Annotated in this window: 15 protein-coding genes; 4 read left to right on the top strand and 11 right to left on the bottom strand. The window is 28.0% G+C overall.

Features of this window, described 5'->3' with window-relative positions; genetic code table 11:
* Positions 1-223 precede the first annotated feature (223 nt).
* Entirely contained in the window at positions 224-1,282 is a 1,059-nt protein-coding gene (locus tag I2E83_RS08910) for a nitronate monooxygenase family protein (RefSeq protein WP_195429475.1), read from the top strand.
* A gap of 362 nt (positions 1,283-1,644) precedes the next feature.
* Positions 1,645-2,481 carry a VanW family protein gene (locus I2E83_RS08905; protein WP_195429474.1) on the top strand — a complete coding sequence of 279 codons (837 nt, stop codon included), beginning with the start codon at positions 1,645-1,647 and terminating at the stop codon, positions 2,479-2,481.
* A 192-nt stretch (positions 2,482-2,673) separates the two neighbouring features.
* Here the strand turns inward: I2E83_RS08905 and I2E83_RS08900 are convergent, their stop codons facing one another.
* The 5 genes from I2E83_RS08900 to I2E83_RS08880 form a co-directional block, all read right to left on the bottom strand.
* Positions 2,674-4,410 carry an oleate hydratase gene (locus I2E83_RS08900; RefSeq protein ID WP_195429472.1) on the bottom strand — a complete coding sequence of 579 codons (1,737 nt, stop codon included), beginning with the start codon at positions 4,408-4,410 and terminating at the stop codon, positions 2,674-2,676.
* A gap of 236 nt (positions 4,411-4,646) precedes the next feature.
* A complete protein-coding gene (locus I2E83_RS08895) occupies positions 4,647-5,513 on the bottom strand; it encodes an NAD(P)/FAD-dependent oxidoreductase (RefSeq protein WP_195263344.1) in 867 nt (288 codons plus the stop codon).
* A gap of 17 nt (positions 5,514-5,530) precedes the next feature.
* On the bottom strand, positions 5,531-5,845 hold the full coding sequence (gene trxA / locus I2E83_RS08890) for a thioredoxin (protein WP_195263343.1): 315 nt from the start codon (positions 5,843-5,845) through the stop codon (positions 5,531-5,533).
* A 131-nt stretch (positions 5,846-5,976) separates the two neighbouring features.
* A complete protein-coding gene (locus tag I2E83_RS08885; protein ID WP_195263342.1) occupies positions 5,977-7,689 on the bottom strand; it encodes an ABC transporter ATP-binding protein in 1,713 nt (570 codons plus the stop codon).
* 162 nt (positions 7,690-7,851) lie between these two features.
* Positions 7,852-8,274 carry a YaaR family protein gene (locus I2E83_RS08880; protein ID WP_195263341.1) on the bottom strand — a complete coding sequence of 141 codons (423 nt, stop codon included), beginning with the start codon at positions 8,272-8,274 and terminating at the stop codon, positions 7,852-7,854.
* 246 nt (positions 8,275-8,520) lie between these two features.
* Here I2E83_RS08880 and I2E83_RS08875 point away from each other — a divergent pair, with 246 nt between their 5' ends.
* The gene (locus tag I2E83_RS08875) at positions 8,521-11,145 is read left to right on the top strand and encodes a calcium-translocating P-type ATPase, PMCA-type (RefSeq protein ID WP_195429470.1); all 2,625 of its coding nucleotides are present in this window, start codon (positions 8,521-8,523) and stop codon (positions 11,143-11,145) included.
* A 171-nt stretch (positions 11,146-11,316) separates the two neighbouring features.
* Here the strand turns inward: I2E83_RS08875 and I2E83_RS08870 are convergent, their stop codons facing one another.
* From I2E83_RS08870 to I2E83_RS08845, 6 genes are all read right to left on the bottom strand, one after another.
* Positions 11,317-11,994, bottom strand: a complete 678-nt coding sequence (locus I2E83_RS08870; RefSeq protein ID WP_195429468.1) for an amino acid ABC transporter ATP-binding protein — start codon at positions 11,992-11,994, stop codon at positions 11,317-11,319.
* A 12-nt stretch (positions 11,995-12,006) separates the two neighbouring features.
* Positions 12,007-12,648: an amino acid ABC transporter permease gene (locus I2E83_RS08865; RefSeq protein WP_195429572.1), complete on the bottom strand. Its 642-nt coding sequence runs from the start codon at positions 12,646-12,648 to the stop codon at positions 12,007-12,009.
* A 50-nt stretch (positions 12,649-12,698) separates the two neighbouring features.
* The gene (locus I2E83_RS08860) at positions 12,699-13,502 is read right to left on the bottom strand and encodes an amino acid ABC transporter substrate-binding protein (RefSeq protein ID WP_195429467.1); all 804 of its coding nucleotides are present in this window, start codon (positions 13,500-13,502) and stop codon (positions 12,699-12,701) included.
* Between the two features lie 115 nt (positions 13,503-13,617).
* Positions 13,618-13,956 carry a hypothetical protein gene (locus I2E83_RS08855; RefSeq protein ID WP_195263337.1) on the bottom strand — a complete coding sequence of 113 codons (339 nt, stop codon included), beginning with the start codon at positions 13,954-13,956 and terminating at the stop codon, positions 13,618-13,620.
* Between the two features lie 278 nt (positions 13,957-14,234).
* Positions 14,235-15,077 (bottom strand): S1-like domain-containing RNA-binding protein, encoded by an 843-nt coding sequence (locus tag I2E83_RS08850; protein ID WP_195263336.1) that lies wholly within the window; start codon positions 15,075-15,077, stop codon positions 14,235-14,237.
* Positions 15,078-15,091: 14 nt separating this feature from the next.
* Positions 15,092-15,592, bottom strand: coding sequence for a gamma carbonic anhydrase family protein (locus I2E83_RS08845; protein WP_195263335.1), 501 nt, complete (start codon positions 15,590-15,592; stop codon positions 15,092-15,094).
* A gap of 125 nt (positions 15,593-15,717) precedes the next feature.
* On the opposite strand from I2E83_RS08845, the gene I2E83_RS08840 reads away from it, so the two are divergent.
* Complete coding sequence (locus tag I2E83_RS08840; RefSeq protein ID WP_195263334.1) at positions 15,718-16,743, top strand: PHP domain-containing protein; 1,026 nt, start codon at positions 15,718-15,720, stop codon at positions 16,741-16,743.
* Positions 16,744-16,792: the final 49 nt, after the last annotated feature.

Genomic DNA, 16,792 nt, shown 5'->3' with positions numbered 1-16,792 from the left:
TTTAATTTTATATTTTCCTTATGTACTACATAGCAAAACATCCTCAATTCATTTATTTTACAGCTTTCCCGTTCTCTTATTTTATTTTCCACAGCACAATTAATATCTATTAATATAAATTATTAATTAAACTATCTATTGTTTTTTTCAAAATTCTGAACTATACTATTAATAATATTTTGATTATCAAAGTATTATTCTTAAAATTTAAAGGAGTAAAATTATGAATATTAAACCATTAAAAATTGGTGATATAATAGCTAAAGTCCCTATAATTCAAGGGGGAATGGGTGTTGGAGTATCTCTATCAAATCTTGCAGGTAATGTTGCAAAGAATGGTGCTATTGGTGTTATTTCTGCTGCTCATGCAGGTTATATGGAGGAAGATTTTGAAACTAATACATTAAAAGCTAATCTAAGAGGATTAGCTAATCATATAAAGAAAGCTAAGGAAATAAGTTCAAATGGAATAATAGGTGTTAACGTGATGGTTGCAATGAACAATTATGTTGAGCATGTAAAAGCAGCCATTGAAGCTGGAGCTGATTTAATTATATCTGGCGCTGGACTTCCATTAAACTTACCTGAAATTGTAAAAGAAAGTTCAATAAAGATAGCTCCTATAGTATCATCTTCAAAAGCTGTAAAAGTGATTCTAGGCTATTGGAAAAAACATTTTAATAGAACTGCTGATGCCATAATTGTTGAAGGTCCAATGGCTGGTGGACATCTTGGGTTTAAAGCTAATAACCTAACTGATGAAATTAAGAATTTCGATAATAATGTTATAAACATAATTAAAGAAGTTAAAAACTTTGAAAATGAATTCAATACCGAAATCCCTGTTGTCGTTGCTGGTGGTGTATTTACTCATGATGATATGATTAAATACCTAAATCTTGGAGCTAATGGCGTACAAGTTGCAACAAGATTTGTAGCGACTCATGAATGTGATGCACATATTAATTTTAAAAATGCTTATGTTAATTGCAAAAAAGAAGATATTGAATTAACTATAAGCCCAGTAGGAATGCCAGGTAGAGCTATAAAAAATAAATTAACAGAAACATTAAAAAATCAAAAAGTAAAAATAACTAAATGTTATAATTGCTTGATTCCTTGTACCCCAGCAACAACACCATATTGTATAAGTTCAGCTTTAATCAACGCTGTAAAAGGCGATGTTGAAAATGGATTGGTTTTCTGTGGTGCAAATGCTCATCGAATAAATACGATAATTTCCGTAAAGGAACTTATAGATGAATTAATAGGAAAGCTTTAATTTAAAATTTAAAATTTATAATTAATGCAAAAACTCAGATAGTTTTATATTTAATTAAATAGTAAAAAAATTAAAAAGTGAAAGAATTATGGAATTAGGCTCCTTAGGAGTTTAGATAAATTGTTTTTTAATTTAGCTATGCTAAATTACTTCCTTAATTCTTTCATTTTACATTTAATGCTTTAGTATTGAATTAAATTTTAACTCTTTAATTTTTTCATTTCATAACCTTCATTTCTTTATTCTTCACTAAATATTACCTTAACCCACAAAATAAAAGTAAATTTAAATAATCTACCTACTTGTATATACTTCACTAATATTTTACAATTAAACCATATAATTTTTTAGGAGCTGAATTTATGCCTTATATTGAAAAAAAGCCTATTAAGCGCAGTCAATTAAGATTATTTTTAGGACAAACCTACTATAAGATGAGAAAATATTTTTACTGGTGGTTTTCTAAAAATATATATAGTAAAAATATTCTTAAAGAAGATTTAGAGCATGTAATTTTTACTCACAGTACACCTCTTTATAGAAAGTTAAAAGATGTTGATATGTATTTGCAACGTAATAAAGTTGATAATTTAAGGTTAGCAATAAAAAAGCTAGATGGTGTTACTATTATGCCTGGTGAATACTTTTCTTATTGGAAACTAATTGGTAAACCTACCTATAGAAAAGGTTATAAAGATGGGTTGGTTCTTTGCCCTAATGGTGATTTTAAACCTGGAGTTGGTGGGGGCTTATGCCAATTATCTAATTTAATTTATTGGATTACTTTACATACTCCTCTAATTGTTACTGAACGATATAGACATAGTCATGATGTTTTTCCTGATGTAAATAGGACTCAACCTTTCGGTTCTGGTGCTACATGTTTTTTTAATTATTTAGATTTAGAAATTAAAAATACTACAAATAAACCTTATCAACTTAAATTGTATCTTACAAATGAAAACCTTGTAGGTGAATGGCGTTCAATAGAAGCATGTAATTATAGATATGAAGTTTATGAAAAAGAACACTCAATGACTCCTGGATTTTATGGTCATTATATTAGAAATAATATTATACATAGAAAAGTTTTTAATCTTGTTGGTGATAAAATTAATGATGAATATGTCGCTGAAAATCATGCATTTATGATGTATCAACCATACTTAGACAATGGAAAAGTGACAATTGATAATTGATAATTGATGGTAATTGATAATTATCAATTGAAAAACATTAAAGAGTTAAAGAATGAAATAGTGAAAGAGTTAAGGAAAAAATCCTTAAAAGATTTTTTAATGATTCCTGCTTTACAAAAATCTAATATAAGTTTTGCAGAGCAAAACAGCCTTAACTCTTTCAGCATTAACTATTCACTTTTCATTTTCAATTTAGCTATATGATTTTTTTAATGCTTTTAATAATACTTTTGGATCTTTCTTATAAGGTGTTACTGGTATTATCTTTTTATTTTTTACATTTAATAATGTGTAAACTGCTATTCTTGCTGCACGTACTGAGTATTCTTCTGTAAATACCATGTCTTCTGGAATTTCAACAAATTGACTTATCATTGCAAAGTTAGTTGAACCTTCTGGTACTACATTAGGTCTATCACTCATTTTACGTGGTTGGAATTGTGCATCAATGTATGGCATCATACATGGAATTACATTTACTACAGTTTCCATAATTTCATCTATTTTATCTTCAAAATGTAAGTGATGTAAAAGTTCAATTAATAACTCTTCACCAGTACATTCTCTCATAGGTTTCTTCACATAGTCTCCAATTTTATCTGTGTAAAGTCCATATCCCCAGAATATTGTCGTATCCATTGGTTGATTTTTAAAATGTGGTTGAGCTGCAACAACTATGCTCATTAACCAATTAGAGTCTTTAAATGTCATTAATGCTCCACTACCAGCTACATTACCTGAGAACTGTTCAATCAATTTTAATAATTTATTCCCTTTACATGTTACTGTAAAGCTTTCCCAGTTAGTTTCATCTGGATGGTTAAAAAATGGTTCTGGATTTCCAAGCCCAAATTTCTTTTTAGCAATCTTTGCCCAAAGTTCTCCTGAAATTGGTTTATTAGGATTATACTCAGGAGCTGTTTTAAAATCTCCTAATGTTGCACTATCAGTCATGCAAGCATTAGTAATTATACAAATATCTCCATCATTTAATTCTATTATTTTTTCACCCTCTTCATCTTCTATGTGCATTGCTGTTACTGTTATACCTTCACCTGGTTTAAAATCTAAATCTGTAACTGTTGCATTTATGCTAAAATCAACACCAAAACCATCTAAATAAGATTTTAATGGAAGTATAACTGATTCATATTGATTATATGGGGTACGTGTTACACCTTCTAATGTTTCAATACGTGAAAATTCAAATATCATACGTTCCATATAACGCTTAAATTCAAATAAACTTGACCATTTTTGGAATGCAAAAGTTGTTTGCCACATATACCAGAAGTTTGTTGTAAAGAAGTGTGGAGTATCTTTAAACCAATCTTCAATTGTTAAATCATCAAGCTTTTCTTCTGGAGTAATCATTAATTTTCCAAGAGCTGTACGGTCAGCATTATTAAATCCCATACTCTCTACATCTTGTATCACACCATATTTATCTACCAAACGTGCTTGTGCATGTGTTGGATGTAAGTGGTCAAAATTCAATATTTCTTCTGTAACACTCATACCTGGCATTTCTAATGATGGTACACTCCTTAAAAGCTCCCAAAAGTTTTCATATGTTTCTTCATTCAACATTCTTCCACCACGGCATACAAATCCATTTATAGCATCTCCAGCTCCATCATTACTTCCACCTAATATATGCATTCCTTCTATAACATGAATATTTTCACCTTTAAAATTACAATCCCTTACTAGGTATGCAGCGCCCGCTAAAGATGCTAAACCACCACCAACAAAATATACTTGTCGTTCATTATTTTCATTAAAATTTTGAGTGAATGTTTCAAATGATGATTCTTTTTCTTCATTCTTCTTCATCTTCTTCGCTGCCAAAGCAGCAACTGCTGCTGCTCCCGCAATTGCACCAACTGCTAATAATGGATTTATATTACTTTTTGATTTCTTACCCATAAATATCCCTCAACTTTCCTTATATTTGATTCATCTATATACTTAATATTATAGTTTACCCAAATAATAAAGTATTTAGACAATATTTAGTATGTGTCTAATTTTATTCAATCTTTATAATTTATACATCTTTCCTTAACATTTTGTTCATATTTCCAAATAATATTAGCCTTTTTCTTAAGATATTTTTACAAAAAAATATACAGTACTTAAAACTAAGTACTGTATACTTTAATTTATTTTTTTGAAATTGTATCTAAATATTGAACTGCGCTAAGGGCAGCTACATTACCTTCGCCTGCAGATTTTATATATTGATATGGCTTACCTACACAATCACCAGCTGCAAAACATCCTGGTATATTAGTTTTCATAAGTCTATCAACAAAGATATGATTTTCTTCTATTTTTAAACCTGGAACTAGTTGACCTGGTGAAATTGAATCTTTTAATATAAAGACAGCATCAGTTGATATTTCTGTATTCTTTAAAATTAATTTATTTACCTTTAATTCACCAACTATCTCCTGTGGTTTATCTTCAACTACTTTTATATTATCTCTTAAATTATATTTATCTTTATACATAGGAACATAATATACTTCTCCAGCTAGTTCTGAAACATAATTTGTTTCTTCCTCAGCTTCCTTATTATGACCTATTATAGTTACTACTTTGCCTTTATATAAAGGTGCATCACATGTTGCACAGTATCCTACACCCTTACCTAGGTACTCTTCTTCACCTTTTATAGGTCTTGTATATTCTATACCTGTTGCTAAAATAACAGATTTTGCTTCAAAGGTTTTATCATTTGCCATTAAAGCAAAGTACTCACCCATTGCATAAATACTATTAATTCTTTCCTCTGTTATTTCTATATCCATAGCCTGTAGATGTTCTTGAAATCTTTCCTTAACGCCTTCTCCCGTTATTCCATAAAAGCCTAAATAGTTATTGATCTTCGGCGCTTTAACAAGCTTATTAGTTAAGTTCTTATTTCCAAAGATAATAAATTTCTTATTTCTTATCTTTGCATTTAGAGCTGCTGATAAACCAGCTGGACCACTACCTACTATTGCAATATCATATCTTTCGCTCACTTTTCTACCTCTTTATTTTATAGATGCTTAACTACAGCTTCTTTTAAAGAATCTTTAGGCATAAAACCAACTAAAGTTTCTACTGGAGCACCATTCTTAAATATCATTAAAGTTGGAATACTTGCTATTTGATATTTATTAGCTAAATTTGGATTTGCATCTACATCAATTTTTACAAATCTTGCATTATTTATTTCATTAGATACTTCCTCTAATACAGGCGCTATCATTTTACAAGGACCACACCAAGTTGCCCAAAAGTCTACTAATACAACTCCTTCATGTTTTAGTACTACTTCATTAAAATCTGTTTCTGATACATGCTGAACCATATAAATTTACCTCCTAATATACCCCTAAGGGGTATCCTTTGTATTTATTTTACACAATTATTTATTTATAGTCAATAGATTCTAGGGTTATTTTCCCTATTTATTCTCCCCAATAAAAACTATTTTATTTGCTATTTTTTTAAATGTAAAAACTGAGATTCATATAATTCTTTATATAATCCCTCTTCTTTTAGTAAGACTTCATGACTTCCTTTTTCTTCAATTCCCTTATCTGTTAATACTATGATTTCATCTGCATTTTTTATTGTTGATAATCTATGTGCTACAACTATTGTAGTTCTTCCTGCACATAATTCTTCTAAAGACTTCTGTATCATGTATTCTGTTGTATTATCTAATGCTGATGTTGCTTCATCTAAAATTAATATAGGTGGATTTTTCAAGAAGACTCTTGCAATTGAAATTCTTTGCTTTTGTCCACCAGAAAGTTTAACGCCTCTTTCTCCTACATAAGTATCATAACCCTCTGGTAATGACATAATAAATTGATGTATATTAGCTCTTTTAGCTGCTATTACTACTTCTTCATCAGTAGCATCATGCCTTCCATATAATATATTATCTTTTATTGTTCCAGTGAATAGGAAGACATCTTGTTGAACTATTCCTATATTTCTTCTTAAAGATTCTAATTTAGCATCATATATACTTATATTATCAATAGTTATATTCCCTTCAGTTACATCGTAAAATCTAGGAATCAAATTACAGAAAGTTGTTTTACCACCACCTGATGGTCCTACTAATGCAAGCATTTTTCCTTGTTCTATATCTAAATCTATTCCCTCTAAAATGCTTTTTTCATCATAGCTGAAGTGAACATTTTCAAATTTAATATGACCCTCAACATTCTTTAGTTCTATACTTCCATCTTTCTCAATCTTTTCGTCTACTATAGATATAAATCTCTTAAATCCAGTCATTCCATTTTGATATTGTTCCATAAAGTTAACTAACTTTTTAATTGGTTGCGTAAATAGTTTTATATATAAAAGATATGCAAAGAAATCTCCTATATTTATTATATCAAAATATGTGAATATTCCACCTGCTATTAGTACAACATAATCTAAAATATCTATTCCAAAGCCAACACCTGCAAAATATTCTGCCATTACCTTATATGCTCTTGATCTAGCATTCTTAAATTTATTATTTCCATTTTCAAATTTATCTATTTCATGATCATGTGATACAAATGCCTTTGTTATTCTTATGCCAGAAAGTGAGTTTTCCAAATTTGAATTTACAGCTGATGTTTCTACTCTAGTTTCCATAAAAGCATTCATCATTTTATTTTTTTGTTTCCAAGTAAATAACACAATGAAAGGTATAAATGCAAATATAATAAGAGTTAATGGTATATTAATTGTACATAATACAGTAAATGAACCAATTAACATAACAAGAGAAATAAATAAATCTTCCGGACCATGGTGAGCAAGCTCTGATACTTCCATAAGGTCATTTATCATTCTACTCATTAAATCACCAGTTTTATTATTATCAAAATATGAATTAGGTAGTTTTTGTAGATGTAAAAACATGTCCTTTCTCATATCTCCTTGCATATGTACACCCATAACATGTCCATAATATTGCATGAAATAGCCACAAGCTGCTTTTATTAAATATATAATTAATAAAGTAACTCCAAATACTACTAGCATTCTTAGATTTTTATTTGGAATGCTGTCATTTACTAATGTTCTTGTCATCATAGGATATACAAGATCACATGCTGCTGCTATAAATGCCGCAAACATATCTAAGAAAAATAATTTTTTGTATGGTTTATAGTAGCTAATAAATCTTTTTACCATAACTAACCTCCTTTTATTAGTACATTTTATTTTGTTATTATTTAATAATAGACTTATTGATAATAATTTTCAAGGAATCTTTATTATTTCGAGATAATTTATCTATTTATTAAACAAATTAAATGCATATTAATTTATAAGTATAGTTATTTTTAATTATTTCTATCTATATATATCAACTATTAATCCTTGAATTTCATCAATTGAAGCAGCTATATTTAAATTATCTTCTTCCCCCACTAAAAGTGATTTAGTAAGCTCTTCAAGCTTTTGATCTATGGTATCTACTGTTATAAAATATTGTGTTTGCCAAAAGCTTATATCCTTTTTGGTATCATACATAAACTTTAAAATAGACTCTAAATATTCTTTTATTATTTTCTTATAAGCTATAACATCACCATATGTTTTAGTAATTACTAATCTATTACCTTTTTTATGTATTTCTTCAATCATTTGATTCAATTGCTCTTCAGACTTTCTTTCTCTAGCCTGATTAAAACTTTGTGAAAAATCTTTTTTTTCAGAGACAACTCTCTTATCTTGCTTAATTGGACTCTTCCTATTTATTCTACTAATTTCCATAATACCCACCTTTTTTTTATAATATATAGTTTAAGTTTTCTATTTAGATTAAATATATATATATTAGCCCTTTACTTCAAATTTAATATAATTACATAAATTATTAATTAAAACATATATATTATATCATTAAAAAATATCTTTTCTCACTTTTTTTTCCATGTATTAATATTAATAAAAGTAAATATGCTATACTTATATAAAAAGTTTAATTTTACAAATATTAGAAAGTTTGGAGGTATTTTAATGTGGTTTAATAAAAGTCCTGAGGAAATAGTTAAAGAGTTATCATCAAATGTAATTAATGGACTTTCCTCAAGTGAAGCAAAAGCAAGGTTAGAAAAAAATGGTCTAAATAAACTTCAAGGGAAAAAGAAAAAATCAACTTTTCAGCTTTTTTTATCTCAAATTAATGATGCTATGATTTATATTTTAATAGTTGCGGCAATAATATCAGCAATTGTAGGTGAAGTAAGCGATGCAATCATTATTTTAATAGTAATATTTGTTAATGCAATCATTGGAGTCATCCAAGAGTCTAAAGCTGAAAAAGCTCTAGAAGCACTGAAAAATATGTCAACTCCCAAAGCTCTTGTTAAAAGGGATGGATCAATTATTGAAATTCCATCCGAAGAAGTCGTTGTTGGTGATATAGTAATAATAGATGCAGGAAGATATATTCCAGCTGATTTAAGACTAATTGAATCTGCTAACTTAAAAATTGAAGAATCTGCTTTTACAGGTGAATCTGTTCCTGCTGAAAAAAACTCAAATATCATAGAAGAAGAAAAAGATGTTCCTATTGGAGATCAGCATAACATGGCATTCATGTCTACCCTAGCAACCTATGGTAGAGGAACAGGTATAGTAATAGCTACAGCAATGGATACTCAAATAGGTAAGATTGCTAAAATGCTAGATGAAGAAGACGAAAACACTACCCCTCTTCAAAAGAAATTAGCTCAATTAGGTAAGATTCTTGGATTTGCTGCTGTTGGAATTTCCATAATTATGTTTATAGTCTCCATGTTCCAAGGAAGAGATTTTTTAGAAATGTTTATGACTTCTATTAGTTTAGCTGTTGCAGCTATTCCTGAAGGCTTACCAGCTATAGTAGCAATAGTTCTAGCTCTTGGAGTTCAAAGAATGATAAAGGAAAATGCTATTATTAGAAAGCTTCCTTCAGTAGAAACCTTAGGCTCTGTTAATATAATTTGTTCAGATAAAACTGGTACTTTAACTATTAATAGAATGACAGTAAAAAAGTTCTATGTTAATGGAAATACTAAACCACTTGACGAAATAGATATAAAAAATAATGAAAGTAAATTACTAATTGATGGTATGATTTTATGTAATGATGCCACCTCAAAAGATGGAGTTCAAACTGGTGATCCTACAGAAGTTGCATTAATTGATGTAGGTAATAAGATTAACATATTTAAGGAAGAACTTAATAATATCCATAGAAGAGTAAATGAAATTCCATTTGATTCTGACAGAAAACTTATGACCACTGTAAATGCTTATGATAAAAAATTTAATGTTTTTACTAAAGGTGCTATAGATAGTATTTTAAAAATATCAAATAAAATATTAATCAATGGAGAAATTAAAGAGTTTACCAAAGAAGAAAAGGAAAAAGTTCTAGATGCTTCAAATTTAATGTCTGATGATGCATTGAGAGTTTTAGCATTAGGATATAAAGTTATAGATAATGAACATGTTTCTATCGATGAACTTGAACAAGACTTAATTTTTGTTGGCCTTATGGGCATGATAGACCCTCCAAGAGAAGAAGTCAAAGGTTCAATTCAAAAGAGTAAAAATGCAGGAATTAGAACGATAATGATAACTGGTGACCATAAAAATACTGCTGTAGCTATTGCTAAAGAGCTTGGAATTGCAAGCGATATTTCAGAAGCTATGTCTGGTAGTGAAATAGATACTTATTCAGATGAAGAGTTTACTAAAATAGTTAATAATTATAGAGTTTTTGCCCGTGTATCACCTGAGCATAAAGTTAAAATTGTTAAAGCCTTTAAAGCTCATGGTAACATTGTGTCTATGACTGGTGATGGCGTTAATGATGCCCCATCATTAAAAGCAGCTGATATAGGAGTTGCTATGGGTATTACAGGAACAGATGTAGCAAAAGGAGCTGCAGATATGGTATTAACTGATGATAATTTTACAACTATAGTTAGTGCTGTAGAAGAAGGTAGGAATATCTTTAATAATATAAAGAAATCCATCTTATTCTTATTAAGTTGTAACTTAGGTGAAATTGTTGCCTTATTTGTAGCTATATTATTAAATTGGGCTGCACCACTACTACCAATACACATTCTTTGGGTGAATTTAATTACTGATAGCTTTCCTGCTCTTTCTCTTGGTGTTGATCCTGGAGATAAGGGAGTTATGGATCTTCCACCAAGAAACCCAAAAGAAAGCTTATTTGCAGGAAAAATGGGTAAATTATTAATATTAAATGGTATTTTAATAGGTGCAACTACATTATTTGCCTTTGTACTTGGAGAATATTTATATCCAGATTCACTAAGACATGCTCAAACTATGGCATTTGTTGTACTTAGTGTTTCACAATTATTCTATTCCTTAGCAATGAGAAATGAAACCAAATCCCTATTCCAAGTTGGAGTGTTTAAAAACAAATGGTTAATTGGATCAATAGTATTTGGTATCTTATTACAATTTGCTATAATAACTATACCATTTACTGCATCAGTCTTTAAGGTTTATAGATTAGCCTTTAAGGATTGGGGAATAGTAATATTAATATCTTTAATTCCATTTGTTATAAATGAAATAATAAAAATATTCTTTAGAATGAATGAAAGGAAAAAATAATTTAGAATTAAAAACTTAGTATTTAATTTGATACTTTAGTATTAAATATAAAATGAAAGAATTAAGGAAATAAATTTTTCTAAACTTCTGAGAAGTTTATTCCACAATTCTTTCATTTTTTAATTCTTTCATTCTTTCATTAATTATCAATTGTCCCTTGTCCATTATCCATTAAAATATGTTTCCTTCTTTAAGCTTTCCATTATCCATTGAATAAATTTTATCTGCTACTTTTTCTGCAAAAGCCATGTCATGTGTTATTATAAGCATACTCATCCCTTCTTTTGCAAGGCTTCTTATTAAGCTTGCTACTTCAACAGTTAGCCCTGGATCTAATGCAGAAGTAGGTTCATCAAAACACATTAACTTTGGATTGAGTGCCAATGCTCTTCCTATTGCAACTCTTTGCTTTTGTCCACCTGATAATTCATATGGATAGCTGTCTAATTTGTCTTTTAGTCCTAAAAACCCTAAAACTTCTGCTGCATTTTTCCTTGCTAATTCATCTGATTCTCCTAAAACTCTTTTTGGTGCTTCAATTAAATTTTCTAATACACTCATATGTGGAAATAGATTAAAGTTTTGAAATACTAAACCAATTTCTCTTCGTGCTTCATTAAATTCTTGCTTTTCTTTATAGTCCCCTTCTTTACATAAAAATTTATTATCTATTTCTATAGTCCCTTCATCACAAAACTCTAATCCATTTACACACCTTAACAAAGTTGTTTTACCACCACCTGAAGGTCCAACTATAACTGCTATTTCTCCATTTTTTACTTCTAAGTTTATTCCTTTTAAGACTTCAGATTTACCAAAGTTCTTCCTTAATCCTTGAATTTTTAGCATTAGCAATCCCTCCTATTGATAGTAACTAAATCTTTTTTCAATACTCTCTAACACTTTTGTTATTATCCCATTAAATAGTAAATAAACAACTGCTATTACTACAAATGGCATTATAGATGAAAGTCTATTTGAAGCTATCTTTGCTATTTTTAATAATTCATCTAACCCTACAACATAAACTAAAGCTGTATCTTTAACTAGAGTAACAATTTCATTTGCAACTGGTGGAAATATTCTTTTTAATGCTTGTGGCATTATAATTCTAAAGAAAGTATCTTTTTTGCTTAATCCTAATACCTCTGCCCCCTCAAATTGTCCTTTATCTATAGATATAATTCCTGCCCTAAATATCTCTCCAAAATATGCTCCATAATTTAATACCATTGCTAATATTGCTGCTGGAAATCTTGGAATACTTACATTTATTAATGGTAATCCAAAAAATATAAATAGAATTTGTAATAAAAGAGGTGTTCCTCTTAAAATTAATACATATATTCCTGTTATTGATTTTAATATCTTTATTTTAGATATTCTTCCAAGTGCAATTATGGCACCTAATGGTATAGATAAAATCAAAGTAATTATAAATATTTCTATTGTAACTTTTAATCCTTCTAAAACTTGTGGAATAAAAGCTATTATTTCGTTCATTAATTCCAAAGAAAACACCTCGTCTTAAATTAATTTAGTTATTTATAAGTTTATTTAGCTATTATATCTTCTCCAAACCATTTTTCTGATATTTCTCCAGCTTTACCTTCATTTACTAGTTCATCAAAAGCGTTATTAAAGGCTTCAACTAATTCATTATCATCTTTTCTCATTCCTACTGCATATGATTCTTTACCAAAGTCTTCTTTTAAAACCTTATACTTTTCAGCACCTCTTTGATTTATATAATACTTAGCTAATATTTCATCGGCCACAACTGCATCTACTCTACCTGCCTCTAAGTCCATCAAAGCTTCATTATTAGTTTCAAATGTAACTATTTTTCCATCTTTAAAGCTATTAACTATATCCTCCCCATCAGATTCTATTGCATCTACTGCACTTGATTGATTTTGTGCAGCAACTACTGCATTTTTCAAGTCTTTCTTTGAATTAATTTTTGAATTAGCTAATGTTATAATAACTTGTCTATTATTTAAATATTCTTTTGAAAATGCAACCTTTTCTTTTCTTTCTTCAGTTACACTATATCCATTCCAAATAAAATCTATATTGCCATTGTTAAGTTCTGTTTCTTTCATACTCCAATCTATGGGTTGAAATATAATTTTTTTATTTAATTTTTTACTAATTTCTTTTGCAAGTTCTATATCAAATCCTGTATATTCACCATTATCGTCCTTAAATCCCATTGGAACAAAAGTATCATCAAACCCCAATACTAATTCTTCTTTATCCATAGAATTTTCAACTTTCTTTTCTCCGCAAGATACTAATGCTAATGCCATTACTCCTAATAATGAACTAATTAATAATCTTTTTAATATTTTCATGATTAAATCCCCCTTTATTTTGCTTATCTCTTTATTTATTTATTACTTTATCACAGTAAAGTAATAAAGTCAATAAAAAATACAATAATTTATTTCTATTACTGCATTTTTATTGCTAACTTTTAATTATTTTTCTTAAATTATATATAATAATAGTTGTAATTGGAATTATTAATATCCAATAAAAGGTACCTAATTGTAATTCTTCTAATTTTACTAAATGTCTGTATAAAATTATGCTTGAATAAATAAAATCTATGAAGATAATAAATATAATTGAACTTTCTATAGTTATAAAATAAGTTATTAAAGAAGTTAAATATATAACTCCAAGCATAATAAAATTTTCATATTTAAAATTAGTACTAATAATATTTGAAAAAATAGCTAAAAAGCAATTATATATTATAAATACCGAAATTATTATATCTATATTTTTATTTTTCTTAGTCATTAAAATCTAGCTCCTTTTTATATACATTACTAGTATTAACACTTTAAAAACTACCTATTCTTATTATTTTTAACTTTAGCATATATTTTATTTAGTTCTTATTTCTTTATTTTTATACTACTCACTATTATAGACGTTATAATAAACATAAGATAAATAATTATTCGTAGAAGGCGCAGTCTCAAAAATCTATTTAATATCTTTTTCATTTTGTATATATTTTTTCCTGATAAATCAGCCTATAAAAAAAAGACAGTACAAACTGTCTCTTTTAAAAATTATTTTAATCTTGTTCCTTCTTTTTCTTGAACTATTTTTCCACTCTTCATAAGACCACCTAAAGCCATCTTAAAGTAATTTTTACTTGTATTAAAAGTAGCCTTGATATCTTCTGGATTTGATTTATCATTAAATGGCATAAAACCACCATTTTTATTTAAATATTTAAGTATATCTTCTTGAATTTGTTCTCTTTCATTTAATCTTGTTTTTCTTGGAGTTAAACCTATAATTCCATCTTCATATATTCTTTTTATCCTTAACTTCATTTCAGTTCCCGGATAAATTTCAGTATAATATTCATTTGGTAATACTATACCTTTATACTTTGAATCTATAGCCACATGGACAGTTCCACCTTCACTCTTAGAGTATACTTGAGCTATAACCTCGTCTCCAACTTTAAATTCTTTTTCTTCTTCTTGTGCATTTAATAAGTAATTTTCTACATCTGTAGTTGCTGCAAGTCTTCCTGTTTTATCTACATATATGTAAAATAAATATTTGCTTCCTGTATGTAATTTGAATCTTTGTTCTTTTATTGGAACAAAAATATCTCTATCTAGCCCAAAATCAACAAATGCCCCAAATTCTGTTTGGAATACTACTTTTAAATAAGCAACTTCTCCAACAGTAACCAAAGGTTTTTTAAAAGTTGCTATTGGTCTATCTTTTGAATCTCTATATACAAATACCTCTATTTTATCTCCTACTTGTATTTGTTTATCCTCTGTCATAGATTTAGGAAGTAAAACATCTATCTTCCCTTCATCTCCTAAATAAAATCCAAATTCTTTTTCTCTCTTAACTTCTAAAACATTATATTTTCCTATATTAATCATTTTTCCTCCTGATTTTATAAGTATTTTTTACTTAACTCAACATAATTATTAGCAGATTTTTTTATATTTTCAATTTCATCTTCTGTAAGTTTTCTTATAACCTTTGCTGGACTTCCAAGAATAAGAACTCCATCTTCATATTCTTTACCTTGAGGTACTAAAGAGCCAGCTCCTATTATAGTATTCTTCCCTATTTTAGCTCCATTTAATATTATTGAACCCATTCCAACTAAAACATTTTCAGAAATTGTACATCCATGAATTATAGCACCATGACCTACAGTTACATTTTTACCTATAATAGTTTCATAATCAAAATCAACATGAACAACTGAATTTTCTTGAATATTGGTATTTTCACCTATATATATTTTGTTCATATCACCTCTTAATCGTGTTCCAAACCAAATATTAACATTCTTCTCAATAACGACTTCTCCTATTATATCAACACTCTCAGATATATAGCAAGTCTTATCTATTACAGGTTTTATTCCATTAAATTCTTTTATCATTTTTACTTCCTCCAATCTAGTAAGTAATCCTTAAAGTTATTTTATCATTACTGAATATTGTTGTCATTATTTATAGTTATTCAATACTATATATAGATAAGTAATAATTTATTGAGGAGCTTATTTTGGGAAGAAAAAAACATAAACAATCAAAAGAATTTGATCAAAGTAACATAAAATTTTATTATGGTATTCCGCATTGTCATACTGAATTTTCAACTGGTAAAGGTTCTCCCATCGAAGCTTATGAGTACGGTTATAGATCTGGTCTAGATTTCATGTTTATAACAGATCATAACTCTTATTTATCTAATGAAATAACTATTAAAGATGATAAATACTCTAAGTTCCAAGGAACTAAGGTTTATGCCTCTAAAATAAAAAAGAAATATGATAGTTTTTTACCCCTAGTTGGTTTTGAATGTAAGACCTATCTCTATGGAGATTTGAATATAATGAATTCTTCAAACTTTTTTACTGGAGCCGTAAGAGATTTAAAAGTCTTGGCATTATGGATGCTAAATAATCCTGATTCATTTATTTCTATAAATCATCCACATAAAAATATAAAAGCTCTACCTTATAATTCAGTATTAAATAAATTAATAACATCTATAGAAGTTGGAAATGGAAATCCTGCTAGTAAATATACAAGGCATGATCGCTACTACTTTAGCCTCCTAGATGATGGGTGGAAACTTGGTGCTATTAATGGTCAAGATAACCATAAAATTAATTTTGGTGATTCTGAAAACTTGACAGTTTGCATATGTAATAGTCTTTCCACTAATGATATTATATCTTCTTTTAGGGAAAGAAGGACATATTCTACTGAATCACGATATTTAAAATTATATTTTACTATAAATGATAGTTTTATGGGTGAAGAAATTACTATTTCTGATGATAAGCTTAGATTTATGATATTTACAGAAGATATCAAATATAAAATAAAAGAAATTCAAATAATAACTAATAAAGGTACTATAATAAGAACAATCGAAAATATTAATTTAAGTAGCATTAAGTATCTTTATGAGCATAAAAGAGAACCCCATGAAAATTGGTATATAATAAAAGTTATTGAGGAAAATAATAAAATTGCTTTTAGCTCTCCTATTTTCATAAATAATAATGATGATATAGTTTAATAAGTTTTAAAATAAATATAAAAATAAATATGGCATACATTATGTTTAC

This window comes from Clostridium sp. D46t1_190503_E9, from assembly GCF_015555225.1.
Lineage (GTDB): Bacteria > Bacillota > Clostridia > Clostridiales > Clostridiaceae > Clostridium.
Note: the sequence above shows the minus strand (reverse complement) of the source record. Positions and strands in the feature narration are given on the sequence as shown.

Bases quoted from the DNA above. Each gene is read 5' to 3' on its own strand.
- trxA (WP_195263343.1), bottom strand. From the start codon at position 5,845: ATGGTTCAGCATGTATCAGAAACAGATTTTAATGAAGTAGTACTAAAA.
- I2E83_RS08850 (WP_195263336.1), bottom strand. From the start codon at position 15,077: ATGATTAATATAGGAAAATATAATGTTTTAGAAGTTAAGAGAGAAAAA.
- I2E83_RS08885 (WP_195263342.1), bottom strand. From the start codon at position 7,689: ATGGTAAAAAGATTTATTAGCTACTATAAACCATACAAAAAATTATTT.
- I2E83_RS08905 (WP_195429474.1), top strand. From the start codon at position 1,645: ATGCCTTATATTGAAAAAAAGCCTATTAAGCGCAGTCAATTAAGATTA.
- I2E83_RS08865 (WP_195429572.1), bottom strand. From the start codon at position 12,648: ATGAACGAAATAATAGCTTTTATTCCACAAGTTTTAGAAGGATTAAAA.
- I2E83_RS08855 (WP_195263337.1), bottom strand. From the start codon at position 13,956: ATGACTAAGAAAAATAAAAATATAGATATAATAATTTCGGTATTTATA.
- I2E83_RS08845 (WP_195263335.1), bottom strand. From the start codon at position 15,592: ATGATAAAAGAATTTAATGGAATAAAACCTGTAATAGATAAGACTTGC.
- I2E83_RS08910 (WP_195429475.1), top strand. From the start codon at position 224: ATGAATATTAAACCATTAAAAATTGGTGATATAATAGCTAAAGTCCCT.
- I2E83_RS08870 (WP_195429468.1), bottom strand. From the start codon at position 11,994: ATGCTAAAAATTCAAGGATTAAGGAAGAACTTTGGTAAATCTGAAGTC.
- I2E83_RS08880 (WP_195263341.1), bottom strand. From the start codon at position 8,274: ATGGAAATTAGTAGAATAAATAGGAAGAGTCCAATTAAGCAAGATAAG.
- I2E83_RS08875 (WP_195429470.1), top strand. From the start codon at position 8,521: ATGTGGTTTAATAAAAGTCCTGAGGAAATAGTTAAAGAGTTATCATCA.
- I2E83_RS08900 (WP_195429472.1), bottom strand. From the start codon at position 4,410: ATGGGTAAGAAATCAAAAAGTAATATAAATCCATTATTAGCAGTTGGT.
- I2E83_RS08860 (WP_195429467.1), bottom strand. From the start codon at position 13,502: ATGAAAATATTAAAAAGATTATTAATTAGTTCATTATTAGGAGTAATG.